This is a genomic window from Cohnella sp. GCM10012308, from assembly GCF_042649185.1.
In the GTDB taxonomy this organism is placed as follows: Bacteria; Bacillota; Bacilli; order Paenibacillales; family Paenibacillaceae; genus Cohnella.
Window position 1 is genome coordinate 134,680 of the sequence record NZ_JBHRYU010000008.1, and the last position, 25,201, is coordinate 159,880.

The following is a 25,201-nucleotide window of genomic DNA, read 5'->3' on the forward strand; positions in this document are numbered from 1 at the left end:
GGGCAGCAGGGCTAAGATTGAACGGACGACCGAATCAGGCTATAATCAAGATCATAAGCGGTATTAAATAATGAACCGACGCATACGAATTAGTAAGCGTTTACATGAGTAGGAGGAGCCGCCATGAAAAGAAGGTCCGGCCTCCGCGCCCTGGCGGCCGCCGTGCTGGCATTCGCAGCCGCGGCATGGCCGGTCCTAAAGGCGGAGGCGGCGCCGGCCGCCGCCCAAGCCTCCACGCGCTTAGAATCGCAGGGCATGCTTCCGCTCTTGGCGGCTATGGCAATTGGCATCGCCGTATCCGTTATCGCGGTGCTGGCGTTTCTGCAGATGACTTCGCGGGGTAAGAGTACAAAGGAGGACGAGTCCAAGCCTACGGATTCGGACTTGTTTGCTTCGGACCAAGCCGGGAATGGCGCAGTCGCCGACGATCGCGAAGGCGACGATGCCCTCGGCTACACGATCCCGCTGCGGAGCCTCGGAGACGCGCGCGACAGGATGGAACGGCGCAGGGCTGCCGCTGCAGCCGCCGGGGAGCCTCGGCTCGTGGGCGTTGCCGGCGAATTCGCGGGCGCGAGCTACAGCCTGGCGGACAGGCCTTTGGCGATCGGCAGGGACGGCCACCAATGCGAGCTCGTCTATCCGGACGGACACGTCGAGATCAGCCGCAAGCACTGCACCGTCAGCTACGATTCGTCCCGCAGGATTTTTTCGCTGGTCGATCACGGTTCATCCAACGGTACATACCTGCCGGACGGTACGCGGCTGGCGGCGGGAGATCGGCGGGAGCTCAGACCGGGCGAACGATTCAGCCTGCCGGGCGGAGAGCAATGGTTCGAGGTAGACGTCTGAAGACGGTTTTTCTGTTAAACCTCTACTCGAACTGGTATAATGAGGCGAACGGGAAGTAAAATCTTATATAGGCAGCCGGGCGTCAACTCTGTACGAATCTTGCGGGAAGTTTCCGCCGGGAGGGATTATGGCATGGCAAAGCGCGGTCATAACGAAGTTCAGGAGAGTCTGCAGGAGCTAACGAGAATTTTTCGCCCCAAGGATCCGCGCAAGTTCGTCAAGGACTATATCCGGAAATACAGAATCACCGGCGGCTATGAAGATGAACTAACCGTTATCGTTGAACGCGAGCTGATGAGAATCAATTCATCCGCTTCCTGACCACCGATTTTTCGCAAGGCCTCTACGACTCGGGGCCTTGTTTTTTTATTTTATCGGCTATTCGAACTTTCAGCCCGCATTCAGGATTCGTTCATGATCCATTCACGGTCTATTCATAACCGCCTGTTACAAATAGGTAGAGCGGGATGTACATAGAACGGAGCGATGACGATGAGCGTGACGGGAACGAGGAATTCGGCATTTAACAAAAGCGGGTACATCCATTCGGCGCAGACGTCAGCCGTCCGGATGCGGATCGAGACGGACGCGCAGGAGAATGGAAAGTTGGCGGACGCCGCGGAATGGAGCGGGAGCGTAGGGAGGGCATCCGGTGCGGGGTACGGCCGCGAGCTTTCTACCGAGGACAAGCGCGACTTGCTCGCAGGTCTGCAAGAGCGGCTGGCGGGGAAGGCGGGCGAGAGCGACACGGGAGAAAACGGAGCGCTGGCGAGACTGGCCGCCGTCGAGTCCCAATTGAGCGAATTCGACGTCGACGGCGCCTCGGACGAAGAGATCGAAGCGATGTTCGCGCAGGTGCGCGATGCGATGGGACCGAAGCCGGGCAATAAGCCGGAGGAATGCGCAGACGAAGACGAAGCAGGAGACAGGCCACCTCCGCCGCTGCCGCCGCAGAATGGACAGACAGCCGATATATGGCCTTCCTGGATGGCCGACGGGGCGTCCGGGGAAGACGACGCCAGCGTGTCCGGCGACGGGATTCAGGCACTTGTGCAGCTGTTAACCGAAGGCTACGACGAAACCCAGGGCGGCAGCAAGCAGCAATACGCAGACGAGTTTAAGCGTACGTTGGCGGATATGCTTGGCGATGAAGACTTAGCGGATTCTCCCGTCTATTCGAATCTTGCAGGGAAGCTGGATGCCTGGGCGGGTGCGGGAGACGGAGAGGGAACCGATTGAAGCTACAATAAATAAAGGGCCGACTGTAATACCTGCAAATATACATCTTTTTTGCCGATGTTAACCCTTTTGCGCTTAGAAGATGCAAATACACAGGTATTTACCTTCATTGGTCGAAATTTTGGCTTGTGCATTAAATTTACCTGCACATTTGCAGGTATTTTATTACGTGCAGCTGGTCGGCAAAAAATACATGTACACATGCAGGTTTTTGACTCGTAACCACGCCAACGTATGAGCTTATCGATAGCGAGTCGTCCGGTACGACGGCATAAGAAGGGGGCAGTCTCCAGGTCGGAACTCGACCTGGAGATAGCCCCCTTTTTGGTTTGGCTTTGGCTGGCTCTGGTAGCTATAGCTCTGGCTAGAGCTCTGGGAATGGCTAAGGCTTTGGTTATGGCTCTGGCTATTGTTATGGCTATGGCTATGGCTATGGCTATGGCCGTGCGTTTGGCGCTTGGCCGGTTCTGCCTCGGGCAGTCGGTTCGGGAATCGGCGTAGGCACGTCGTTGCCTGCGGCGAAAACATACTTGGCAAGCCGGTTGAATCCCGGCGTGAGCGGAGCGAGCGGCTGGCCGTCCCACGATGCTTTGGCGTAGCCGAGCAGTTGGTTCATGTACTCCATGTTGGCCGAGATGTGAACGCCGTTCACGTTGGGCGCCAGCTTGCGGACCTCGTTAGACAACGTCTGGCGGAATTCGGTCGACAGATCCGAGATATCCTTATGCGAAAAGGAGGAGTTGTACGGCGTGACAATTTTCGTCAAGTCCCAAGAGTTGCTGCCCGTGTCCACGTTATAGACGCCTTCCGTCGTGCCTGTGTTATCCTGCTCGCGGGTGCGCAAGCCGCCGTGCGACCGTATGCCGGTAGCGGTCTGGTCCGTCGTGATGCCGACGTACGCGTTTTTGTCGGTCAGCATGACGATCGCCGAGCTGACGCCAGGCACGTTGGAGAGCCGGTACGACAGCGCGGAGCTATATTCGAAATAGCGATTGTCGTGCGCGCGCGGATCGGTGACGACATGGCTGTAGGCGCGTACGCCGGACATTTTCGGATCGTTCGCCGTTCTGCTGCCGTAATCGTTGGCGCTTTGCTGATGATGGGCTTTATAGTTGCAACCGCTCAATGCGCCTGTGAGCGCGGCTGCGAGCAGACATACGTTCGCGCAACGGCGCTTGTTCATAACCTGCTCCTCCTCGGGATCTGGATGCGATGCGACTAGTGTTCGCCGAGGCCGCAAAAGTATGCCGAAACTCCGTACATAAAACAAGCCGTCATTGGTAAAAGCTGATGGAAAGGGCCGCGGCGAGGGCGATCGGGCCAATCGGGGCCGTACGGTCGAAGAAAGCCTTTGCACAGAGGCGCGGGAGGGACCGATAAACGTAAAAACGGGCCTTGAAACCCTTGCGGCGCAACGATTTTGACAGTTTTGAGAACAATTTGTGAACTGTTGTGTGAACATTGACAAACTGTCGTACCAATCTTTATATTTATTAGAGGGTTTAGGTATGTGCGAGACCAAAGTTCGACATCGCGCAACACATGGATTGCCGCCGCCACAGTCAGAGAAGAGGGCGATCCATGATTATGTCAAAGTGGGGATGAATGGATGATGAATCGGTGGCGCGTATTAAAGCGGTTGCTTCCGCTAATGGCCGGCATGGCGCTATTGCTGTCGGCGTGCGGTAGGGACGATCTATCGACGCTGAGCCCGAAGGGCCCCGTCGCGCAAAAACAATTTGACCTGATGACGCTCTCGATCTCGATCATGGCGCTAGTCGTTGTCGTCGTGTTTGCGATCTGTATCTACGTACTGATTCGCTTCCGCCGGCGCAAAGGCGACAACACGATCCCGAAGCAAGTCGAAGGGAATCACACGCTGGAGATTATCTGGACGGTCATTCCGATTATTTTGCTGCTCATTTTGGGCGTACCGACGATCAACACGGTTTTCGGTTTGTCCAAGGACTATTCCAAGGATCCCGAGGCGGTGCAAGTTACCGTCACTTCTCACCAGTACTGGTGGGAGTTCGAGTATCCGGAATACGGCATTAAGACCGCGCAGGAGCTGATCGTGCCGACCGGCCGCAAGATTCAGTTCAAGCTGGCGTCCGGCGACGTGACGCACGCTTTCTGGATTCCTTCCATCGGCGGCAAGATCGATACCAACGCGGGACTCGGCACCACCAACAAGCTGTACCTCGAATTCCCCAACGAAGGCGTATTCAGAGGCAAGTGCGCAGAGCTTTGCGGCCCTTCCCATGCCCTGATGGACTTCAAGGCGAAGGCCGTTAACCAGGCTTCGTTCGACCGCTGGGTAGCGGCGATGAAGACACCGGTCTCGATGCCGGCCGACGAGAACGTCAAGGCCGCGTTCGAGAGCAAGTGCCTGACCTGCCACGCGATCGGCGAGACGAACGCAGGCAGCTCCGCTCCGAACCTGACAGGCGTCGGCAGCAGGCTTACCGTCGGGGGCATCCTTTACAACGACGAGAAGTCGGTGGAGGAGAACCTGAAGGATTGGATTTCCCATGCGCAGACGATCAAGCCGGGCAACCAAATGCCTGACGTCAGCACGGGCGTTACCTACGGACCTGGCAAGGGTACGACGGCGACCGGCCTTACCGAACAAGAGCTTGACGGCATCGCGAAGTATCTGGCCGGCCAAAAGCTCGAATACTAATACTCTAGCTTCTGCGGGGAATGAAGGAGGACGCGGCTTTGGCTGCACACGCGCACACGGTCAAGCGTTATCGGGGCTTAATGGACTGGCTGACGACCGTCGACCACAAGAAAATAGGGATTCTGTACTTAATCGCCGGCGGATTGTTCTTCCTGGTCGGCGGCCTTGAGGCGATCCTGATCCGGATTCAATTGATTAAGCCCATGAACGATTTCGTCGGGGCGGACACGTTTAACCAACTGATTACGATGCACGGCACGACGATGATCTTCCTTGCGGCGATGCCGATGCTGTTCGCGCTTATGAACGCGGTCATCCCGCTGCAGATCGGGGCGCGCGACGTCGCGTTCCCGTTCCTGAACTCGCTCGGCTTCTGGACCTTCTTCGCCGGCGGCGTTCTGCTTAACATCAGCTGGTTCGCCGGCGACATCCCGGATGCGGGCTGGACGTCGTACGTGCCGCTGGCCGGTCCTACGTATGCGGGCGGCCACGGCGTCGATTACTACCTGATGGGCCTTCAGATTGCCGGTATCGGCACACTGATCGGCGGCATCAACTTTATGGCGACGATCATCAACATGCGCGCGCCGGGCATGTCCTTCATGCGCATGCCGATGTTCACGTGGGCGATCTTCATTACTTCCGCCCTGATCGTATTCGCCTTCCCGGTACTGACGGTCGGCCTCGTCGCCCTGACGTTCGACCGCCTGTTCCAGGCCAATTTCTTCGAGACGGGCAACGGCGGTAACGCCGTGCTGTGGGAACACATCTTCTGGGTGTTCGGTCACCCCGAGGTGTACATCCTGATCCTGCCGGCCTTCGGCGTCATCTCCGAAGTCATCAGCACGTTCTCGCGCAAGCGCCTGTTCGGCTACAGCTCGATGGTATTCGCGACCGTCCTGATCGCGTTCCTCGGCTTCATGGTCTGGGCGCACCATATGTTCACGACGGGCCTCGGTCCGGTAGCGAACGGCCTGTTCTCCATCGCGACGATGCTGATCGCGGTGCCGACAGGGGTCAAGATCTTTAACTGGCTGTTCACGCTGTGGGGCGGATCGATCTCGTTCACCTCCGCGAGCTTGTTCGCGATCGGATTCATCCCGACGTTCGTCATGGGCGGCGTCACCGGCGTCATGCTGGCCGTCGCGCCGGCGGACTTCCAGTATCACGATACGTACTTCGTCGTCGCTCACTTCCACTACGTTATCGTAGGCGGATTGATCTTCGGCATCTTCTCCGGCCTGCATTACTGGTGGCCGAAGATGTTCGGCCGCGTGCTGAACGAGAAGCTGGGCAAGGCGACCTTCTGGACGTTCTTCATCGGCTTCCACCTGACGTTCTTTATCCAGCACTTCCTGGGCTTGATCGGCATGCCGCGTCGCGTATGGACGTATCTGCCGGGCCAGGACTTCGATACGATGAATGCGGTCAGCACCGTCGGCGCTTTCCTGATGGGCATCGGCACGATTATCTTCGTCATCAACGTTATCGTCAGCGCAGCGAACAAGTCGCCTGTCGCGGACGATCCGTGGGAAGACGGCCGCTCGCTCGAGTGGTCGATTCCGTCGCCGCCGCCGGAGTACAACTTCAAGCAGCTTCCGCTCGTGCGCTCTTATGACGCCTGGTGGAACGAAAAGCAAAAGGGCAATAACGAAATGCCGCCGGCCGAGCCGGTCGGACCGATCCACATGCCTTCGCCTTCGATCCTTCCGCTCATCATGAGCATCGGATTGTTCGTAGCGGCGCTGGGCTTCATGTACGACCATCTGGTCGTTGCCATTGCAGGGCTCGTCGTCACCTTTGGCAGCATGTTCTGCCGCTCCGTGTTCGACGATCACGGCTTCCACATCGAGCCTGAGGAGCAGGAGAAAGGGGTGCACGCATGAGCGCACACGACCATCACTTAGACGGACACCTTCCTCATGAGCCCGAAAAGGCGACGTTAGAAGGCCGTAATAAAATTCTCGGCTTCTGGTTGTTCCTTGGCGCGGAGACGGTTCTGTTCGGAACCCTCTTCGCCGCCTTCATCGCGCTTCGCCATCAGACCCTCGACGGTCCGACGGCAGACCATCTGTTCGAGCTTCCGATGGTATTCGCAGCTACGATGATCCTGTTGGTATCGAGTCTCGCGAGCGTCTTCGCGGTTCAGGCGCTTCACCAGCACAAGGTCAAGGCGATGATCGTTTGGCTGATTATCACGATCCTGCTCGGCCTGAGCTTCCTTGGGCTCGAGATTTACGAGTTCAACACGTACGTATCCGAAGGCCACAAGCTGACGACGAGCGCATTCAGCTCCTCGTTCTACACGCTGGTCGGCTTCCACGGCGCGCACGTCGCGTTCGGCGTTCTGTGGATCGGGCTGCTCATCACCCAGATCTTCAAGAAGGGCCTTACCGTCGTCACCGCTCCGAAGATTTACGTGTCCGCCATCTACTGGCACTTTATCGACGTCGTCTGGGTATTCATCTTCACCGTTGTATACCTGATGGGAAAGGTGGGTTAACCTCATGGCCAACGACCATTCGGCAGCCGCTTCGGAACCCAAGAGACGTCACCGGCACGAAGGACCGCAGAAGCACGTCGTCGCTTTTGTCCTGTCCCTCGTGCTCACGATCATCGCTTTCGCCGCGGTGTCCGCCGGCGAGATCAACACGACGTTCACGTACATCATTCTCGTATCCATGGCGCTGTTGCAGGTATTCGTACAGCTCGCGTTCTGGATGCACTTGAAGGATCGCGGTCACCTGTTCGCGACGATGGGCATCATCTTCGGCATCGTCGTCGTCATCACGATGGTGATCATGGCGCTGTACTGGGTTTGGTGGTAAAATAATCAGAATCGAAGAGAGGCAGGCCTACAAGCCGCCTCTCTTTTTAACGGTTAAGGCCATGCGCGGGTTGGATGGTGTATAATCGGCTGTATGCGTCCTAAGCGGACGGACAATCCGCTATTTCGGGTTCGCACGGCATTTTCAACGTGTTGCGGACACAGGATCCGCTATTCCCGGATTTAAGGGGATTAAAGCTGCAGCTTTTCGAGAATAACGGATCGTATGTCCGCAATGTTCGGTACAACTTGGCTTACAGCGCCAATAACGGATCGTAAGTCCGACAGCATGAAGCTTGAAGCGATTGAAAGGAGGAACTACGGTGGGAATGGGATTGGAATACTTTTCGTTCGCCGACCTGTGGAGTCCGGTCATGATGGTCGTCTCGCTCTTGATCATCCTCTTATATTCCCTCGTCACGGGACCGTGGCGTGAACGATTCAGCGCCAGCGAGCCCGTCTCCAAAAAGCGGCAAGCGGCATTTATCGCGGGCATCGTCCTGCTGTATCTGGCGCAAGGCGGCCCTCTCAGCCTGATGGGCCACCTCATGTTTACTTTTCACATGACGGCGATGGCGATTTCTTATTTTATCGTGCCGGGGATGCTGATCTACGGCGTGCCGGCCTGGCTGTGGAGATCCATCTTCTCCCGGCCGTTTTGGAGACCGTTTCGTTTTCTCATGAATCCGCTGCTGGGCCTGTTCGCGTTTAACCTGCTGTTCTCGGTGTACCATATGCCGGCCAATCATGATTGGATCATGACGCATTACGTTATTCATGGATTTTACTACTTCGTCATGCTGGGCGCAGCGATGATCAGCTGGTGGCATATCATGTGTCCGGTCGCGGAGTGGAGCAGGCTGACCAATCTCCGCAAGCTCGGCTTCATCTTCCTGAACGGCTTGCTGCTGACGCCGGCTTGCGTGCTCATCATCTTCGCGACTACGCCGCTGTTCAGCGTTTACAACGATCCCGAAGTTTGGACGCGTGCCATGGGCTATTGCATTTCCGGCAATTCCGCCGAATTTTTGTCGCAATTCAAGGGCGGACCCGCGTTCTTCAGCTTGATGGCGCCAACCGACGACCAGCAGCTCGGAGGCATCATCATGAAGCTGCTGCAAGAGTTCGTCAACATAGCCGCCATGTATGCCGTCTTCATGCAATGGTACCGGAGAGAGCGGGCGCAGGATGACGATCCTTCGTTCGACCACGCTTCCTCCAGCCGTTTGAACAATGTGTGAAGTGGGGCGTACCGAATTGAACTGAGGACAAAGGCAGGTTACAATGGGAGCAGTTGTCCAACATTTATGGAGCAGGTGAGCCCACTTGTCAAGCTATACCATCATGCCCACGATCAGCACGAGCTTCATCGCGTTAAGCGCGATTCTCGTGGCGATCGGCTGGAATCAGATTATCCGGGGCAAACGCGAGTCCCACAAGAAGACGATGATCGCGGCTGCGATCGCGGCGATCATTTTCTTCATTATCTACGTATCCCGCACGATATTCGTCGGCAACACCGAGTGGGGCGGACCGGATCACCTCAAGACGATATATTTGATTTTCCTGCTGTTCCATATTACGCTGGCGATGGTCGCGGCCGTGTTCGGCATCACGACGCTCGTGCTCGGCTTCAAGGAAAAGTATGCGAAGCACAGGCGCTGGGGCCGCGTGACCGCCGTCGTTTGGTTCGTTACCGCAATCACGGGCGTTACCGTATACATTCTGCTGTATCTGCTCTATCCGGGCGGACACACGAAGCCGGTTATCGACGCGATTTTCGGCTGATAGATCCGGTGCCAGGAGATTCGGCAAAACAAAGGAGCATTTCCTTCGTCATTCTAGGCGAGGGAGTGCTCCTTTGCTTTGTGCGGCATCAGACTGTCGTCTGCGGAAAACTGAGCGAGATCACGGCCCCTCCCGTCGGTTGATTGCATGCACGGATCAAGCCGCCGCAACGCTCGACGATCGCGCGAGAGATGGCCAAGCCGAGGCCTGTCTCGCCGTCCTTGCCTTTGACGAAGCGATGGAACAGGTGGGGGAGCAGGGTGTCCGGAAATCCCGCTCCGTCATCCCGTACGCATATGACGATCCGGCCTTCGTCGATACCCGCTTCGATGACGATGCGCTGTCTTGCATGGCGCGCGGCGTTGGACACGACGTTGAGCAGCGCCTGCATTAACTTGTCTTTGTCGGCCATGATCGCTAGCGCGTCTAGCTTGCTTTCGGTGCAGATGGTGTCCAGGGACAGGCCCCTTGCCGCAAGCAGCGGATTAATCCGTTCGGCGACGCCGGTCAGCAGCTCGAGCACGTGAACGACGATCGGTTGTACGATGTCTTCTTCGCTGTCGAGCTTCGCGAGCAGCGTCATCTCCGAGACAAGCTTCGTCATCCGGCTGCTCTCGTTCATAATGACGTTCAGGCCCTTTCGGGCGCCTTCGCCTTCAAACACGCCGTCGCGGATGCCTTCGGCATAGCCGGCGATCGACATGAGCGGGGTCTTCAGCTCGTGGGAGGCATTTTGGAAAAACTGCTTCTGCACCCGGTTATAGCGCTCCAATTCTCCGGCAAGGTCGTAAACGGTTCGCGCGACGGCGCCGATCTCGCCGCCGGCACGAACGAGCCGGACGTCGGCGAACTGTCGCTCCTGCACCTTCGCGAGCTCGCCGCGCAGCTTCATCATCGGGCGAATGAGCCTGCGGGTAATCAGCAGGCTGAGCAGCAGCGCCACTACGCCGCCAATGCCAAGCACGATGAGCAAACGGCCGAGAAGCGCGCGTTCGATGGCGTTGACCTTGCTGATCGGCGTCCGCAGCGTAAGCGTGCCTTGGGGGACAAGGTCCGTATGGACAAGATAGCCGCCGCTGCTGACCAGCGCACTCGCGGTTAACCGGACCGTCGTTCCCCCGCTCGACAAGACGGATGCAGGGAGCGGTTGCGCCGTGAGCGACGCCATCTCCGTGCCGCCGCTGACGATACGACCCTCGCTATCCGAGAGATAAGCCTCGACGCCGACCGGCAGCGCGACGGATTGACCGAGGGAGAGCGTCGTGTCGGACGGTTGCGCCAAGGTCGCGGATTGCAATTGGAGACGGGTTGCGATGCTGGAAGCCACCGTGCTTAGCTCCTGCTTTTGCTCGCCCATGAAGTGATCGATCAGTACCAGATGGATGAGCAGCGCCGTCATGCCCAATACGAGAACGAGCAGCGCGCCGAAAGCCAGGTTGATCTGATGCAGCAGCTTCATGGCTGGATCCCCCCGTCCGCTCTTAAACGATAGCCGTGCCCCCATACCGACTCGATCGGAAGCTGCCCGGCTTTTTTGCGCAGCCGCTTGATGAGATGATCCACAGCCCGGTCGCTGCCGAAATAATCGTCGCCCCATACCAGCAGGAGCAATTGTTCGCGCGTATACGCGCGATTGGGAGATTCCGCCAGCACCTGGAGCAGCGTGTATTCCTTAAAGGTCAGATCCAATTCCGCGCCGCGCCAAAAAGCGCGCCGTTCCTCCGGGTACACCCGCAAGGAGCCAACTTCGACGACGGTAGGAGAGAATGCGGCAATAGTCGTCTCGTTCGCGGCATGAAGCTTGTACCAGCGACGCAGCTGGCGCTTGACCCGAGCCACCAACTCCCGAGGGCTGAAGGGCTTTACCAGGTAGTCGTCGCCGCCCAGCTCGAGCCCCAGTATTTTATCGACCTCGTCGTCTTTGGCCGAGATCATGATGATCGGCACTTCCGCGTCGCCGCGAATGCGTCTGCATAGCTCATATCCGTCCATGCCGGGCAGCATGATATCGAGCACCCAGAGATCCGGCGGGCTGCTCATCCACAGCTCCCACGCCTCTTCCGCGGTGCGCAGACCGACGGTACGGTAATTTTCTTTGTTCAGATAAGCCTCGACGAGATGACGGATGTTCGCGTCGTCGTCCACGACGGCAATCGTATATTCGTTGATAGGATAAGACCTCCCCGGCCGAGCTATACGATTATTATAGCAAGCGCGGCTTTAAGCCGGACGCGTGCCATCGTTTTTCCACAACTTCACCAATCGTCTGCCACACCCGGAATCTAAAGTAAGAGAGGCAAGACAAACTATAAGCAGGAGTGATTCTTCTATGAAAAACAATTCCCTGTTCGCCAAAATTGCCGTCGCCGCCATGGCCGTCACCGCGCTGGCCAGTCCCGTCGCCGCCTTTGCGGCGGCAGGACCGGCGCTTTCCAAGCAATACGCGATCTCCCAGGCTTCGCTGACCGGCGCGCCCGCACAGTTCGCGTCAGCGAAGGCGGTCTCGTTGTCCGCGGCCGTTCAGTTGCCCGATCCGACCGAGCTCGCCGCGAAGTACGCACCGGACACCGTGCAGGAGTGGAAGCAGACGCTGGCGACGTATAACAAGCTCGTCCAGGGGAAAGGGGCGCTGACGCTGACGTTAACTGCCGTGCCGGCGGCAACTGCTTCGAGTCTAGCCGAGACTGCGAGAGCAGCGTTTCCCGTAACAGCAATGAATGTCCAACAGGGGAGCTTGACGGCGCCGGCAGGAACGGTGTCGTTGCAAGCCGTCAAGATCGTTGATGGCGGCAATCTGAAATCCGTGGCGATAGGGACGTCCCGCGCAGAGGGTACCGTCGCGACGGCAGCTGCCAGTGCATCTCCCGCGGGAACCGGCATACTAACGGGCCGTATCGCACTGGGCGAAGCCGTAGGGACGGGCGACGCGGCGAAGATCAAGCAGGCGCTCGATAAGCTGCTGGCGCAATACAAGGCGATTATCGCGGAGCTGCAGCAGGCGGAGTAAGAAGCAACAGCTTGTAAAAGGTTAGAAGAAGCCCATAGAGAGACCGCTGTCCGAGCGGCGGAGAAAAGCTTAAAAGCGGGACGAAACAGGGGTGACTCTGTTTCGTCCTTTTTTCATAGCGAGACAGTGCCCTTGGGTTCGATGACAAAGAACAGCGCGATTTTCAGAGGCTTTGCCAAATGTGCGCGATGTGAATTTACACCGGAAGATCCCCTTTTCTATACTGCTCATACACACACAAGAAGAGAGGATGAGTCGGATGCACGATCGCTGGCACGCCTACATCCGGCAAGACATAAAGCTGGAGCCGACCGGCACCGGGCTGCTCGACGGCATCGCGTTCGCGGCAAAAGACGTATTTGCCGTCAAAGGCCATATCCAGGGAGCCGGCAGCCCGGATTGGTCGCGGACGCATGCGGCAGCCGCCGGCCATGCCCGTGCGATCGAGCTGCTGCTCGCGAGCGGCGCCAGGCTGAACGGCATGACGCATACCGACGAGATGATGTACAGCTTAAACGGCGAAAATTACAACTACGGAACGCCGATCAATCCGAGAGCCGAGCAGCGCATTCCCGGCGGCTCCTCCAGCGGATCGGCCGTTGCGGCGGCGGCAGGCCTCGCCGATCTTGCGATCGGCACCGATACCGGCGGCTCCGTCCGCATCCCGTCCTCGTACTGCGGCATCTACGGCTTCCGGCCGACGCATGGGCGCGTGTCGCTGGACGGCGTCGTGCCGCTAGCGCCGCTTTTCGATACGGTCGGATGGATGTCGCATTCGGCCAAGCTTGTCGCTGCTGCCGGCGAGGTGCTGCTGGAGCAATCCGATCGGCAGAGAGAGAGTGCGCCGTTGCCGCGCCGGCTGCTTGTCGCAGCAGACACGCTGCGCGCAGCCGACTGGCAGACGCAGGCGGCATTGGCGCCGCTGCTGGGCGAGCTGGCCTTGTCCTTCGGAGTAAGCGAACGCGTCACGATCGCCGAGGAGGGGCTGGAGGCGTGGATGCGAATCTTCAAGCTGCTCCAAGGCGTAGACATCTGGCGGACGCACGGGCTTTGGATCGAGCAGGCGCGCCCGCGGTTCGGACCGGGCATCGCCGAACGGTTCGCGTGGACGCGGACCATCGCAGACTCCGACTGCCGCCAGGAGCGTGAGGCCATGGCCGATATACGCGCGAGACTCGCGGCTTTGCTGGGAGACGACACTTTGCTGGCGATACCGACGGCGACCGGTCCGGCGCCGCTTCGCAGCACGCCGCTCGCGCAGATGGAGCAGCTTCGCATCCGCACGCAGCAGCTGTCTTGCGTCGCGGGCATCGGCGGACTGCCGCAGATCACGCTGCCTTGGGCGGATGTAGACGGTTGCCCGATCGGGTTGTCTCTCATCGCCGGACCCGGGCAGGACCGGATGCTGTTGCAATGGGCGGCCGAGTGGGAAGCGCAGCATCGAAGCGCTGCGGATACGGTGAAGGGGCACTGACTCGAGCCGAGCGAGGTGGCCGTGGATCGCTTACGGGTTTCAGACGGTTTTAGGAGAGGAGCGTGGAGCGCTAACGGCTCAAGACGGTTGTAGGCGAAAAGAAAAGGAGAGAGCGGGAATGAGCAGAGCGGCAGCAGGCAAGCAAGCGATGGTCGTCAGCCCTCATGAGCTTGCATCGGAGGCCGGCGCGGAGACGCTCCGCCGGGGCGGCAATGCGTTCGACGCGGCAGTTGCCGTCAGCGCGTGCCTGGGCGTCGTTTATCCGCATATGACGGGACTCGGCGGCGACTGCTTTTGGCTGACGTACGGCGCTGCCGAAGGTCGCGTCCGCGCATATAACGGCAGCGGACGCTCGGGCGCGGCCGTCGACCGGGACTGCTTCGCCGGCATGGCGGCGATTCCGCATCGCGGCGCCCGCAGCGCGATCACGGTGCCGGGCATGGTCGACGGCTGGGCGGCCGTGCTGGGCAAGTACGGCAAATTGTCGCTGGCGGAAGCGCTGGCGCCGGCGATCCGTCACGCGGCGGACGGGTTTCCTTTGTCGCCGGATCAGCATTTCTTTACCGTGAAATGCAGGGACATGCTGGCCGAGTGTCCGGAGACTGCCGCGATTTATCTGCCGCAGGGCGCAGTCCCCGCAGCGGGCGACCGCTTCGTGCAGCGCGAGCTCGCAGCGACTTTGCTGGCGCTTGCCGCAGGCGGGCGCGAAGCGTTCTATGAAGGCGAGATTGCGCGGGAGATCGTCGCGGGTCTGCGTAAGGCCGGCGGAATGCTGTCGGAGGCGGACTTCGCCGCGCATCGCGGCAGCTGGGAAGAGCCGGCGACCGGCGCTTATCGCGGATACACGCTCTATCAGGCTCCGCCGAACTCGCAAGGCTTTACAGGCATTATGGCGCTGCAGGCTTTAGAGCGCTTCGAGCCGGCCTCGACGCCGCACGGAACCTACGCCTACTATCACCGGATGATCGAGGCGATCAAGCTGGCGTTTATCGATCGTAACCGGGAGCTTACGGATCCCGACTTTCATAAGGTGCCGCTGGAACGCTTACTCAGCCAAGCCTATGCCGACGAGCAGGCTGGACGCATCGATCCGCATCATGCGCTGGACTTCGACAGCCCGCCCGCCGGCAGCGATACCGCGTATGCCGCGGTCGTTGACGAAGAAGGCAACGCGGTCTCGTTCATCCAGAGTCTGTACTTTGAATTCGGCTCGGGCTTTACGGCAGGAAAGACCGGCGTTCTGTTGCAGAACCGTGGCTCCTTTTTCTCGCTGGACCCGGCGCATGTCAATACGCTGGAGCCGAACAAGCGGACCTTTCATACGCTAATGCCGGCCATGGCCTGCCTGGACGGCAAGCCGCGTTTTCTGTACGGCACCCAGGGCGGCGAAGGGCAGCCGCAGACGCAGACCGCGATTTTTACGCGCATGGCGGACTACGGAATGGCCCCGCATGAGGCGGTCGCCGCGCCGCGATGGCTGTGGGGACGCACCTGGGGCGAGTCGTCGCGCGAGCTTAAGCTCGAGAGCAGAATCGACGCGGAGACGATCGGGCGGCTGTCGGAGGCAGGGCATGACGTTCGTATCGTGGACGCCTATGACTATCGGATGGGACATGCGCACGCGATATCGATCGGCAGCGACGGCATGATGCGCGGCGGCACCGATCCGCGATGCGATGGCGCCGCCATCGGCTGGTAGATTTTATTTAAGGGGGGAGCGCATGCGCGTCCTAAGAATAAGGATGGAGGAGAAGGAGCGGTCGGCGATTCGACTGCCGCAAGGCCTGCTGACTTTAGAGGCGTTGAGCAGGGCTGCGGGGCGGAGCTGGCCGGAGGAACTTCCCGCGCTGCTGGAGACCGGGGCGCTGGCGGATATCCGCGCTTGGCTGTCGACCGAAGAAGGAGCGGGCATCGCTGCTTCTGTGCCGCTTTTAGCGCCAGAAGGGTACGAAGCCGCGCCCGTCATTCGCCGCCCCCGTAAAATATGGGGAATCGGATTCAACTACTTGAGCGAGGCGCAGGAGCGGGAGCGCGAGCAATGGGAAAGCGAGGAGCCGGTCGGATTCATGAAGCCCGACACGAGTCTGATCGGGCCTGGAGACAGCATCGTGCTCCCGGCCGGCGTCGGCCGCGTGCAGGCGGAGGCGGAGCTTGCCATCGTGATCGGCGCTGTCTGCAAGGACGTGAAGGAAGCGGATGCGCCGCGCTATGCGGCGGGATTCGTCGCCGCGATCGACGTGACGGCCGCGGACGTCCATGCGCGTCATCCCCGGTTCCTCACGCGGGCGAAGAGCTACGACACGTTCTGCAGTCTCGGCGCCGAGCTGGTCACGCCGGACGAGCTCGGCGATATCGACCGGTTGACGGTGTCGACTGCGCTGAACGGCGAGGTCCGGCACAGCCGGCCGGTGTCGAGCATGATCTATCGGCCCTGGCGCGCGATTGCGTTCCACTCCCGGTTCATGACCTTGCTGCCCGGCGACGTGATCTTGACCGGCACGCCGGGCGCCGTCCCGATCGTGGACGGGGACCGGGTCGCCTGCAGGATCGACGGCTTCGCGCAGCTTGCGAATCGGGTGCGCGAAGAGGTCTAGCCCCTGCTTGAGAAAAAATAAGCCGCACGGCGAACCCCAATCGGATTGGGGACCGTGCGGCTTTTTGCTATTAGACGGCGGACTTCGTCAGTATAAAGTCTTCTACGTCAAAGGCCTTAAGCGGCTTGCTGATATAGTAGCCTTGCATCTCGTCGCAGCCCTGCTCAGCGAGGAATATAGATTGGGAAAGCGTCTCGACGCCCTCGGCGACGACTTGGAGATTCAGGTTGTGCGCGAGCGAGATGATCGTCGCCACGATGGACCGGTCCTTGGTTTCCGAGTGCATCTGACGGACGAACGACTGGTCGATCTTGAGCCGGTCGACGGGGAAGCTCTTGAGATAGCTCAGCGAGCTGTAGCCCGTGCCGAAGTCGTCGATCGAGATGGAGACGCCGAGCGTCTTGAGCTGGCGCAGCGTCTCGATCGAGCGGTTCACGTCCATCGTCATCGACTCGGTAATCTCCAGATCGAGGAGCTCGGGCGGCATGCCCGTCTCGCGGACGACCCGCTCTACGGACTCGGCGAAGTCGGGGCTCACGAACTGGCGGCTCGACAGGTTGACCGACATGCGCAGAGGCCCGACCTCCGAAAGGCTCCAGCGGCGCGCGAGCATACAGGCGGTGCGAAGCGCCCACTCGCCGATCGGCACGATCATGCCGGTCTCCTCGGCGAGCGGGATGAACTCGGCCGGCGAGATGAGCCCCTTGGTGCTGTGCTGCCAGCGGATGAGCGCCTCTACGCCGACTACCTTGCCGGACGCAAGCTCGACCTGCGGCTGATAGACGAGGAAGAACTCGCCGCGATCCAGCGCCTTGCGCAGCTCGTTTTCCAGCTGAACCCGCTCGAAAAGAGAGTCGTTCATCGACAAGTCGTAGAAGTTGTACGTGTTCTTCCCGTTTTCCTTGGCCGAGTACATCGCGGTATCCGCGTTTTTCATGAGCGAGATGAGCGAGTCGCCGTCCTCCGGAAACAGCGCGATGCCGATGCTGGCGGTGATATGCACGTCCTTGCCGCGCAGCGAGAACGGGATGTCGAGCTCCCGGTTGATACGGGCCGCGATCGCCTGCGCATCCTCGCGCGTGATGCCGCCGGTCAGCAGCACGGAAAACTCGTCTCCGCCCAGCCTGGCGACGATGCCGGCATGCTTGACCGCCTCGCTCAGCCGATCGGCGACGGAACGGAGCAGCAGGTCGCCCACGTCGTGCCCCTGCGAATCGTTGACCAGCTTGAAGCGGTCGATGTCGAGGAACAGCACGGCGGCGGACTGCCCGTCCTGCTGTTGATCCGCGATCGCCTTGATGAGCTGCTGCTCGAACAGTCGCCGGTTGGGCAGTCCCGTCAGCTCGTCGTGATGCGCCATATGGTTCATTTGCCACTCGGCTTGCTTGCGCTCCGTGATGTCGCGGACGATCGTGTACACGCCGACGACCTGACCTTCGACGAGGACGGGGACATTGGTGTTGTTGACTTCGAGACGACGGCCGCCGCGGTGGATAAGGGCGCAGTCGAAGTTGCGCGACTGTCCCGTGACCGTATGCTGAAAGTTGACGGCCACCGTGTGCTGGTACTCCGGAGAGATCATGTCTCTCAGCCTGAGCTTGGACAGCGCGTCCCACTCGTAGCCGGTCAGGCGGAAGGCCGCCAGGTTGGCGTCCAGCAGCTTGCCTTCAAGATTGTAAGAGAAGACGGCGTCCTGGCTGTGCCTGAACAGCGATTCGATCCGCATGTCCCGCTCCAGCTGACGACGCATCTGCGCCTTCCAGAACCGCTCCATAAAGATGGCGGCGAACGCGATCCCGACCACGAACAGCGTAGCGAATCCCAGGAAAAAGGAAATCATCGCGGAGGAGTCGCTCTGTCCGGCGGTCAGAAGCTCTTCCGGCGACGTCCAGGAGACAAGCGCCAGCCCGATATGGATCGACGCGGTAAAGGCGGTGCCGAGAAGCAGGCCTGCGATGGCCTTGCGCTTGGGCCCGCGCGACGTCTGGAACTTGTACGCGATCCAGAGGACGACGATAAACGAGGCGGCGACGGCGAGCGTGAACCAGGCGAATGTCCCGGCCTCAAAGCGCGGGTGAAGGCTGGCGCGCATGGCTTGAAGGCCTGCGTAGGGCAAGACCGCCGCACAGATGCCCGCGATGCCGCCGCGCGCTAGCAGCGACCCCCTGCGGAGCTTGGGTTGGCTGACTGCCCGGAGGACCAGCGCCGCAGCCGCCGCGGCGATCGCCAGCGCCAGGATCACCGTACCGTAATCGTACTCGACGCCGGTAGACCATCTGTATGCATTAATCTCGTAAAAGCAGACGGCCCAAATGCCCGCCCCCATGACCGCGATCCCGCATGCCAGCCAAGCGAGGCGGGAACGGCCCTTGGAAGCCGCGGCATACTGAAGCGACATGCTAAGGCCGGTATAAGCGGCAATAGAGGCCACGAAGCACGATAAAACGACCATGGTCGCATTGTATGAGCTTTGAAGTTCGATCAACGTGACCATCCTAACTATGGCAATGATTGACATGAAACGACATAATCTGATTTTACCGGGTTAACCGCGTGTTGGATAGGCCTATTTATTCATTTAGGTATAAAAAAAGCACCTTATGCCATATTTAGGAGCGAATGTGGCTCGCGACCAGCTGAAATTACCGCAATAAGGGGGATACGTACATACTAGGAAGGTATCCGGCCTTAGCCTCTGTTAACTGTTGATATACGTGCATACTTGACTCGCAGACACGCATATAAAAAATAAACCCCCGCCCGGACGACACGTCCCGGAGAGGGTGAAATAAGGCTATTAATCTTTGAGCGCGTTAAGGAACGCCTTCGGAATGTCGGTCTCGAAGCGCAGGCCCTCGCCGGTCTCGGGGTGGACAAAGGCGAGCACTCTGGCGTGCAGCCCGAGGCGTCCGAGTACCTTGGTGCGCGCGCCGTACTTTTTGTCGCCGACGACCGGGTGGCCGATGTCCTGCATGTGGACGCGGATTTGGTTTTTGCGGCCGGTCTCGAGCTTGACTTCGAGCAGCGAGAGCTGCGACTTGGCCTCAAGCGTCTTGTAATGCGTCACCGCATGCTGGCCGTCGTTCGGGTAGGGACTCGAGTACATTTTGAGCGTCTTGCTCTCCTTGAGCCAGGAGGAGATAGTGCCCTCGGCACGCGCGACGCGGCCTTCGACCAGGGCGACGTAAATCCGCTCGGTGACGGCTTCCTGCCAGTTGTTCTGGAGCGCCTGCTGGATCTCTTCGCGCTTGGCGAACATCATGACGCCCGAGGTGTCCCGGTCGAGCCGGTGCACGACGAAGATCCGGCTGCGGGGATCCGTCCGCCGCACGTGCTCGGTCAGCTGCCGGTAGGCGGTCACCTCGGTCTCCTGCGCCGAAGCGATCGACAGCAGGCCCGCGTCCTTGGCCACGACGATCAGGTCGTCGTCCTCGAACATGATGGACAAGCCGATCAGCGGCGGAATCTCTTCGATCCGCTCCCGGCTCACGGAGACGGAGGCGCCCGGCGCAAGCGGATGATTGTAGACGGTGACGGTCTTGCCGTCGACGGACACCTGGCCGCGGGCGAGAATTGCCTTGACGGCGTTGCGCCCCTGGCCGCTCAGCTTGGCGAGCAGGAAGGGCAGCAGCTCGGATGGCTCCAGAACCGCGAAGCTGCGCGAGCCTCCGCCGGCCTGGCGCTTCGGTTCGCCCGCTCGGCCTGCCAGCGCCCCCGTTCGGCCAGCCGGAGCCCCGGCTTTGCCCCCTACGCGTTCTTGCGCAGGCCGCCCAGCTTCGGCGCCTCGACTGCCGCGCCCCTGCCCGGCATAACCAGCGCTGTCGTCTCTGCCCGAGCGCCCCTGTCCGGCATAACCAGCGCTGCCGTCCCTGCCCGAGCGCCCCTGCCACGCCGCCGCGCCGCTTGGCCCCCGGCCGGCTCGCCCGGCTTCGCCGTTTTCCCGTGCATCGCCGTTCCTCGGCCTGCCGGCCTGTCCTCGTCCGCCTCGATCGTTTTTCCCGTTCATCTCTTTGTTCCCTCCGGTCATCGCGCCCCGTCCGCGTCTTCCTCGCGGCAGGCGTGGTGTCTTTATTTTAATAGATAAAGCCATTTGCAACAAATCCGCATGACAGCCGCTTCAGAGGAAATTCCAGATTCAGGATTGACAGGGCTTCTTGGCAGTGTTTATACTGTGTATAAGGATATACACACAGTATGGGTGACGGAGGCGAGCAGATGTCTGGATGGCGCGCGACCAAGGCGCTGGCGGCATTCGAGTTCAAGCGCGATTGGCTGGGGCTGGTGTTCACTGCGGTGTTCGCCCTATATGTGGGAACGATTATCAGCGCGCTGGTCGACGATAGATTCAGCGGCAGCGGCGTGTCCCGCTATTTGAGCGGCATGGCGGACTGGCTGTACACGTTCACGATTCCGGCGTTCGGCTGCGCAATGAACCGCACGATGTTCGCTTACTGGAGAGGGGACGTCTTCACCAAGCGACTGTCGCACTGGCGGACGATGCCGATTCCCGTAGCGCGAATGGCGAGTGCCCGCATGCTGTTCGCAGGGGCGGCGTTGGCTGCGATCGGCACGATTTTTTTCACAGTCCAGTATCTGCTCGCGCCTGCGCTTCGAGACCGGGTGTCCCCCGGCGAGTGGGCTGCGGCTGCGGCGATCTGGCTCTGCTACGGAGTGATCGTCAACGCGGTAATCCTGTACTTGGAGATGGGCTTCAATGGGAAAACCTACGTCAAGTCTTACATGTCAATGTGCCTGGCGCTCGGGCTGATCTCGCTGGTCGCGGCTTGGCAAGGCGTCAGCTTTGTCGGCGGATTGTTGGATGCGGTTCGCGAAGCGCCGGCGCTGCTGCCGATCGGGGCCGTCGCGGTCGCGGCAGTCGCGCTCTATGTCATGCGGCGGGCGATCGTGAAGCGATTGGAGCGCAGGAGCTACACCTTTTAATGAAGTAACGGGAGGAAATGAGGCGAGGCGGTTTGTGGATACCCGTTCATATCGATGAGAATCGGCCCGAGCCTCTCTACCATCAAGTGGAGGTCCAGCTGAGAAGCCTCATCCTTAGCGGCCAGCTGGCGGAGGGCACGCTGCTGCCGTCCATCCGGGAGTTCGCGGCGGATCTGAGATGCAGCGCCATCACGGTGCGCAGAGTGTATCAGGATCTGGAGAACGAAGGGCTGCTGCGAACGAGGCAAGGGACGGGGACGTTCGTCGCGGGCATCGACCAGTCGGCGCGGGACGAATTTCGGCTCGTGCGCGTCGTCGAAGCATTCGAGCGTGCCGTAGAGACAGGGCTTCAACTGCAATGCAGCCGCGAGGAAATGGAGCGGATCTGGCGCGAAGCCTACGACCGGAAGCGTGCGGAAGCCGACGGGGAAAAGGGGGGACAGCGATGAATCGCGGAATGTACGGATCGGAACATGCGGATAGCGGCTACGCCGCCGTCACGCTGAGGGGCGCTGCCGTCCGGCACGACGGGTTCGCGCTCGGACCGCTCGATCTGTCCGTGCCGGCAGGGATGGTGACCGCCATCGTCGGACCGAACGGCTCCGGCAAGAGCACGCTGCTGCGGCTGCTGCTCCGGCTCGCGCCCTGCGAGGGAGAGGCGGAGGTGCTGGGCCAGCGTCTGTCGCCGGACAGCGACGTGGGGCTGAAGGAGAAGCTCGGCTTCGTATCCGAGCTGCCGCATGCTTACGAGAACCATCTCACCGCCGACGAGAAGGCGCGGTTCGCCTCTCTTTGGTACCCGGGGTGGAGCTGGGAACGGTACGAGCGGCTGATGCACGGCTTTGACGCCGATCGCGTCAAAAAGCTCGGCAAGATGTCCAAGGGAATGCGGCGCAAGGCGGAGCTCGCAGTCGCGATGGCCCACGATCCGGAGCTGCTGGTGCTCGACGAGCCTTCCTCGGGTCTCGACCCTTCGGCATGGAAGGCGCTGCTGGAGGAACTGACGCGTTATATGGACCGAGGGGACCGCACGCTGATCTTTGCGACACATATCACGGAGGAGGTGCGCCGGCTCGCGGACTACGTGATGTTCATGCATCGCGGCCGTTGTCTTGGGCTGTACGAGAAGGATCGGCTGTTCGAGGCATGGCGGGTGCTGGCCGTTCAGCTCGCGGACGGGACGGCCGGCAAGGAGGACGCGGCTCGGCTGCTGAAGCAGGCGCCGGGCGTCCAGGGGGCGCAGGAGGCCGGGCCCGGCATTTGCCGGATCGAATCCGACGCGCCCGAGGAGACGGAGGCCTACTGCCTCTCGGCAGGCTACCGGATCCTGTCCTCGCAGCGCATGGAATTGGAAGAGATCATGGCTTGTCTAGTCCGAAAGGGGGATGCGGGAAGATGAATCCGCTGGTAATCGAAAAGGTGTTCAAGGAATACGGGGACAAGACAGCCGTCAACGGGCTCAGCTTCGAGGTGGCGCAGGGGGAGATCTACGGGCTGCTCGGCGCGAACGGCGCGGGCAAGACGACGACGATGCGCATGGTGCTCGGACTCATTCTCCCCGACGGAGGGAGCATCCGCTATCGCGGGAAGCCGTACAGCACCGAGCAGCTCTCGATGCTGGGCTACCTGCCGGAGGAACGGGGGATGTACCCGAAGATCAAGGTGAGCGAGCAGATTCTGTATCTCGCCCAGCTGCGCGGCATGTCGCGCCGGGATGCCGACGCGAATCTGAAGCGGTGGCTCGACCGGTTCCAGGTGCCGGAGTATTACAACAAGAAGGTCGAGGAGCTCTCCAAGGGCAACCAGCAGAAAATCCAGTTTATCGCAGCGGTCATTCACAAGCCGAGCATCCTCATCATGGACGAGGCGTTCAGCGGTCTTGATCCGGTTAACGTCGAGCTGCTGAAATCGACGGTCAAGGAGCTGCGCGACGATGGCGCGAGCATCGTCTTCTCGACCCACCGGATGGAGCACGTCGAGGAGCTGTGCCGCAACATTACGATCATGCACAAATCGAACCCGGTGCTGCAGGGACCGATTCGCGAGATCAAGAACCGTTTCCCAAGAGAAAAGGTCGTGATCGGCTCGGAGAAGGACATCTCCGGACTGGATCGGATCCCGGGCGTCGTATCCGCGACCCGCACGGAGCGGGGGTACGATCTGGTCGTCTCCCGCAAGGAAGCCGCACAGGACATTTTGAAGCACGCAATGGCGCAAACGCCGGTCGAACGCTTCGAGCTGCTGGAGCCGACCCTGAACGAAATCTTCATTAAGACGGTAGGTGAGAGCCATGAATAGCATGCGTACGGTCATTGCCTTCACGATGCGGAACAAGCTCCGCAGCAAATCATTCATAATAACGACGATCATCCTCGGCATTCTGCTCGTCGTTGGCGCCAACGTGCCTTATTTTATAGACAAGCTGACGGGGCCGGGCTCGGCCGCGAAGGTCGGGTATGTCGCAAGCGAGCAAGGCGAGATTGTTAAGGGGCTGGAGCAGCAGTTCGGCCTGGCGGAAAAAAAGCAGGTGGAGCTTGTGCCGGTAGAGGCGTCCGGCTCCGATGCCGACAAGACGGCCGCTCTCCAACAGGCGATCGACGACGGCAAGATCAAAGGCTATCTTACCTTTACCGAAAATCAAGAAGTCGGCTTCCCTGACGTCGTCTACCACTCCAAAAAAATGCTGGACAGCGGCACCTCGGGCGCCTTGCAAGCCGGGCTGCAAACCGTGAAGACCCAGCAAGCGGTACGTGACGCCAATCTGACCGACGAGCAGTTCGCCAAGCTGATGGCGCCGGTCAAGCTCGATACCGTCCAGATCGCGGACGGCGGCGCCGGGGGCAAGACGGAGGCCGAGCAAGGGACGGCCATCGGTCTGACCTATGCGATCCTGATCCTGCTGTTCATGTCCGTCATGATCACGGGCCAGTTGATCGCAACCGAGATCACGGCCGAGAAAAGCTCGCGCGTCATGGAGATCATCGTTACGAGCGTGGCGCCGCTCAAGCAGATGTTCGGCAAGGTCATCGGGACCTTCCTGGTCGGCCTGCTCCAGCTCGTGGTGCTCGTCGGCGCGGCGCTTATCAATCTGACCCTGCCGCATAACAAGGGCGCGCTCGAGAAGTTCGGCATCGACCTGTCCAGCGTCGAGCCCAAGATGATTATTTTCGCCATCGTCATGTACCTGCTCGGTTACTTCCTGTACGCGATGCTGTTCGCCGCCATCGGCTCGCTCGTGAGCCGCACGGAGGACCTCAGCCAGACGTCCATGCCGGTCACGATGCTGTCGCTCGCAGGCTTTTACATCGCCATCTACGGCCTGACGAACCCCGAGAGCACATTCATCACCGTATGCTCGTTCATCCCGTTTTTCTCGCCGTTCATCCTGTTCCTGCGCATCGGCCTCGCCGATCCCGCCTGGTGGGAGATCGTCGTGTCGGTCGGCATCCTGATCGCTTCCGTATTGCTCATCGGCTGGCTCGCCGCCAAAATCTACCGCGTCGGCGTGCTCATGTACGGCAAGAAGCCTTCGTTCAAGGAAGTGTTCAAGGCGTTGAAGGCATATAAGGTTTGAGACGAATAGGGTTAAAGTAGAAGCAGCGAAGCGGTCCCGATGATTAATATCATTCGGGGTCGCTTTTTAATTTGAAACGGCTTCGGCTTACGGGCAACTGGATTCAAATCGTAAATTTACGATGGAAAACGAAGATTTACCCGCTATTTCTATAAATGTAAGCGCTATAAAATAAATTTGAAGTTTTGGAGAAAGGAGGCGCGCAAGCCTAATCGTCTTCCGTTC

Annotated in this window: 23 protein-coding genes; 18 read left to right on the forward strand and 5 right to left on the reverse strand. The window is 60.1% G+C overall.

From position 1 onward, the window contains the following. Positions 1–123 precede the first annotated feature (123 nt). The 3 genes from ACFOTD_RS12220 (at position 124) to ACFOTD_RS12230 (ending at position 2,088) form a co-directional block, all read left to right on the forward strand. On the forward strand, positions 124–849 hold the full coding sequence (locus tag ACFOTD_RS12220; RefSeq protein WP_378119028.1) for an FHA domain-containing protein: 726 nt from the start codon (positions 124–126) through the stop codon (positions 847–849). Between the two features lie 132 nt (positions 850–981). Continuing rightward, positions 982–1,170, forward strand: coding sequence for a hypothetical protein (locus ACFOTD_RS12225; RefSeq protein ID WP_090109397.1), 189 nt, complete (start codon positions 982–984; stop codon positions 1,168–1,170). Positions 1,171–1,341: 171 nt separating this feature from the next. Beyond that, entirely contained in the window at positions 1,342–2,088 is a 747-nt protein-coding gene (locus ACFOTD_RS12230; protein ID WP_378119030.1) for a hypothetical protein, read from the forward strand. Between the two features lie 436 nt (positions 2,089–2,524). Here ACFOTD_RS12230 and ACFOTD_RS12235 read toward each other — a convergent pair whose 3' ends face one another. Beyond that, positions 2,525–3,271: a hypothetical protein gene (locus tag ACFOTD_RS12235; RefSeq protein WP_378119032.1), complete on the reverse strand. Its 747-nt coding sequence runs from the start codon at positions 3,269–3,271 to the stop codon at positions 2,525–2,527. A gap of 426 nt (positions 3,272–3,697) precedes the next feature. On the opposite strand from ACFOTD_RS12235, the gene coxB reads away from it, so the two are divergent. The 6 genes from coxB to ACFOTD_RS12265 all read left to right on the forward strand — a co-directional run bounded on the left by coxB (position 3,698) and on the right by ACFOTD_RS12265 (position 9,386). Next, the gene (coxB, locus tag ACFOTD_RS12240; protein WP_378119034.1) at positions 3,698–4,771 is read left to right on the forward strand and encodes a cytochrome c oxidase subunit II; all 1,074 of its coding nucleotides are present in this window, start codon (positions 3,698–3,700) and stop codon (positions 4,769–4,771) included. 20 nt (positions 4,772–4,791) lie between these two features. Further along, positions 4,792–6,657, forward strand: coding sequence for a cytochrome c oxidase subunit I (gene ctaD, locus ACFOTD_RS12245; RefSeq protein ID WP_378119036.1), 1,866 nt, complete (start codon positions 4,792–4,794; stop codon positions 6,655–6,657). Beyond that, positions 6,654–7,274 (forward strand): cytochrome (ubi)quinol oxidase subunit III, encoded by a 621-nt coding sequence (locus tag ACFOTD_RS12250; RefSeq protein ID WP_378119038.1) that lies wholly within the window; start codon positions 6,654–6,656, stop codon positions 7,272–7,274. Before ctaD ends, ACFOTD_RS12250 begins: the two co-directional genes overlap by 4 nt. A 4-nt stretch (positions 7,275–7,278) precedes the next feature. Continuing rightward, positions 7,279–7,599, forward strand: a complete 321-nt coding sequence (locus tag ACFOTD_RS12255) for a cytochrome C oxidase subunit IV family protein (protein WP_378119040.1) — start codon at positions 7,279–7,281, stop codon at positions 7,597–7,599. A 328-nt stretch (positions 7,600–7,927) separates the two neighbouring features. After that, the gene (gene ctaG / locus ACFOTD_RS12260; protein ID WP_378119152.1) at positions 7,928–8,839 is read left to right on the forward strand and encodes a cytochrome c oxidase assembly factor CtaG; all 912 of its coding nucleotides are present in this window, start codon (positions 7,928–7,930) and stop codon (positions 8,837–8,839) included. Positions 8,840–8,924: 85 nt separating this feature from the next. Beyond that, complete coding sequence (locus ACFOTD_RS12265; protein WP_378119042.1) at positions 8,925–9,386, forward strand: DUF420 domain-containing protein; 462 nt, start codon at positions 8,925–8,927, stop codon at positions 9,384–9,386. Between the two features lie 88 nt (positions 9,387–9,474). On the opposite strand, the gene ACFOTD_RS12270 is transcribed toward ACFOTD_RS12265, so the two are convergent. Beyond that, complete coding sequence (locus ACFOTD_RS12270; protein WP_378119044.1) at positions 9,475–10,845, reverse strand: sensor histidine kinase; 1,371 nt, start codon at positions 10,843–10,845, stop codon at positions 9,475–9,477. Next, a complete protein-coding gene (locus ACFOTD_RS12275) occupies positions 10,842–11,555 on the reverse strand; it encodes a response regulator transcription factor (RefSeq protein WP_378119154.1) in 714 nt (237 codons plus the stop codon). Before ACFOTD_RS12275 ends, ACFOTD_RS12270 begins: the two co-directional genes overlap by 4 nt. A gap of 160 nt (positions 11,556–11,715) precedes the next feature. On the opposite strand from ACFOTD_RS12275, the gene ACFOTD_RS12280 reads away from it, so the two are divergent. From ACFOTD_RS12280 to ACFOTD_RS12295, 4 genes are all read left to right on the forward strand, one after another. Continuing rightward, positions 11,716–12,393, forward strand: coding sequence for a hypothetical protein (locus ACFOTD_RS12280; RefSeq protein ID WP_378119046.1), 678 nt, complete (start codon positions 11,716–11,718; stop codon positions 12,391–12,393). 259 nt (positions 12,394–12,652) lie between these two features. Continuing rightward, a complete protein-coding gene (locus tag ACFOTD_RS12285) occupies positions 12,653–13,867 on the forward strand; it encodes an amidase (protein WP_378119048.1) in 1,215 nt (404 codons plus the stop codon). Positions 13,868–13,985: 118 nt separating this feature from the next. Continuing rightward, complete coding sequence (gene ggt / locus ACFOTD_RS12290) at positions 13,986–15,566, forward strand: gamma-glutamyltransferase (protein WP_378119050.1); 1,581 nt, start codon at positions 13,986–13,988, stop codon at positions 15,564–15,566. Positions 15,567–15,588: 22 nt separating this feature from the next. Further along, positions 15,589–16,461, forward strand: coding sequence for a fumarylacetoacetate hydrolase family protein (locus tag ACFOTD_RS12295; protein WP_378119052.1), 873 nt, complete (start codon positions 15,589–15,591; stop codon positions 16,459–16,461). A 70-nt stretch (positions 16,462–16,531) separates the two neighbouring features. Here ACFOTD_RS12295 and ACFOTD_RS12300 read toward each other — a convergent pair whose 3' ends face one another. Together ACFOTD_RS12300 and ACFOTD_RS12305 are read right to left on the reverse strand one after the other, a co-directional pair. Continuing rightward, positions 16,532–18,946: an EAL domain-containing protein gene (locus ACFOTD_RS12300; RefSeq protein ID WP_378119054.1), complete on the reverse strand. Its 2,415-nt coding sequence runs from the start codon at positions 18,944–18,946 to the stop codon at positions 16,532–16,534. A 312-nt stretch (positions 18,947–19,258) separates the two neighbouring features. After that, on the reverse strand, positions 19,259–20,170 hold the full coding sequence (locus ACFOTD_RS12305) for an RluA family pseudouridine synthase (protein ID WP_378119156.1): 912 nt from the start codon (positions 20,168–20,170) through the stop codon (positions 19,259–19,261). 506 nt (positions 20,171–20,676) lie between these two features. Here ACFOTD_RS12305 and ACFOTD_RS12310 point away from each other — a divergent pair. The 5 genes from ACFOTD_RS12310 to ACFOTD_RS12330 are packed head-to-tail and all read left to right on the forward strand — an operon-like array spanning position 20,677 to position 24,976. Beyond that, positions 20,677–21,402, forward strand: a complete 726-nt coding sequence (locus ACFOTD_RS12310) for a hypothetical protein (protein WP_378119056.1) — start codon at positions 20,677–20,679, stop codon at positions 21,400–21,402. A 32-nt stretch (positions 21,403–21,434) separates the two neighbouring features. After that, positions 21,435–21,851, forward strand: coding sequence for a GntR family transcriptional regulator (locus ACFOTD_RS12315; protein WP_378119158.1), 417 nt, complete (start codon positions 21,435–21,437; stop codon positions 21,849–21,851). Then, positions 21,848–22,801 carry an ATP-binding cassette domain-containing protein gene (locus ACFOTD_RS12320; RefSeq protein ID WP_378119057.1) on the forward strand — a complete coding sequence of 318 codons (954 nt, stop codon included), beginning with the start codon at positions 21,848–21,850 and terminating at the stop codon, positions 22,799–22,801. The genes ACFOTD_RS12315 and ACFOTD_RS12320 overlap by 4 nt, the downstream gene beginning before the upstream one ends. After that, entirely contained in the window at positions 22,798–23,700 is a 903-nt protein-coding gene (locus ACFOTD_RS12325; RefSeq protein WP_378119059.1) for an ABC transporter ATP-binding protein, read from the forward strand. The genes ACFOTD_RS12320 and ACFOTD_RS12325 overlap by 4 nt, the downstream gene beginning before the upstream one ends. Further along, positions 23,693–24,976 carry an ABC transporter permease gene (locus ACFOTD_RS12330; RefSeq protein WP_378119061.1) on the forward strand — a complete coding sequence of 428 codons (1,284 nt, stop codon included), beginning with the start codon at positions 23,693–23,695 and terminating at the stop codon, positions 24,974–24,976. The genes ACFOTD_RS12325 and ACFOTD_RS12330 overlap by 8 nt, the downstream gene beginning before the upstream one ends. Positions 24,977–25,201 lie beyond the last annotated feature (225 nt).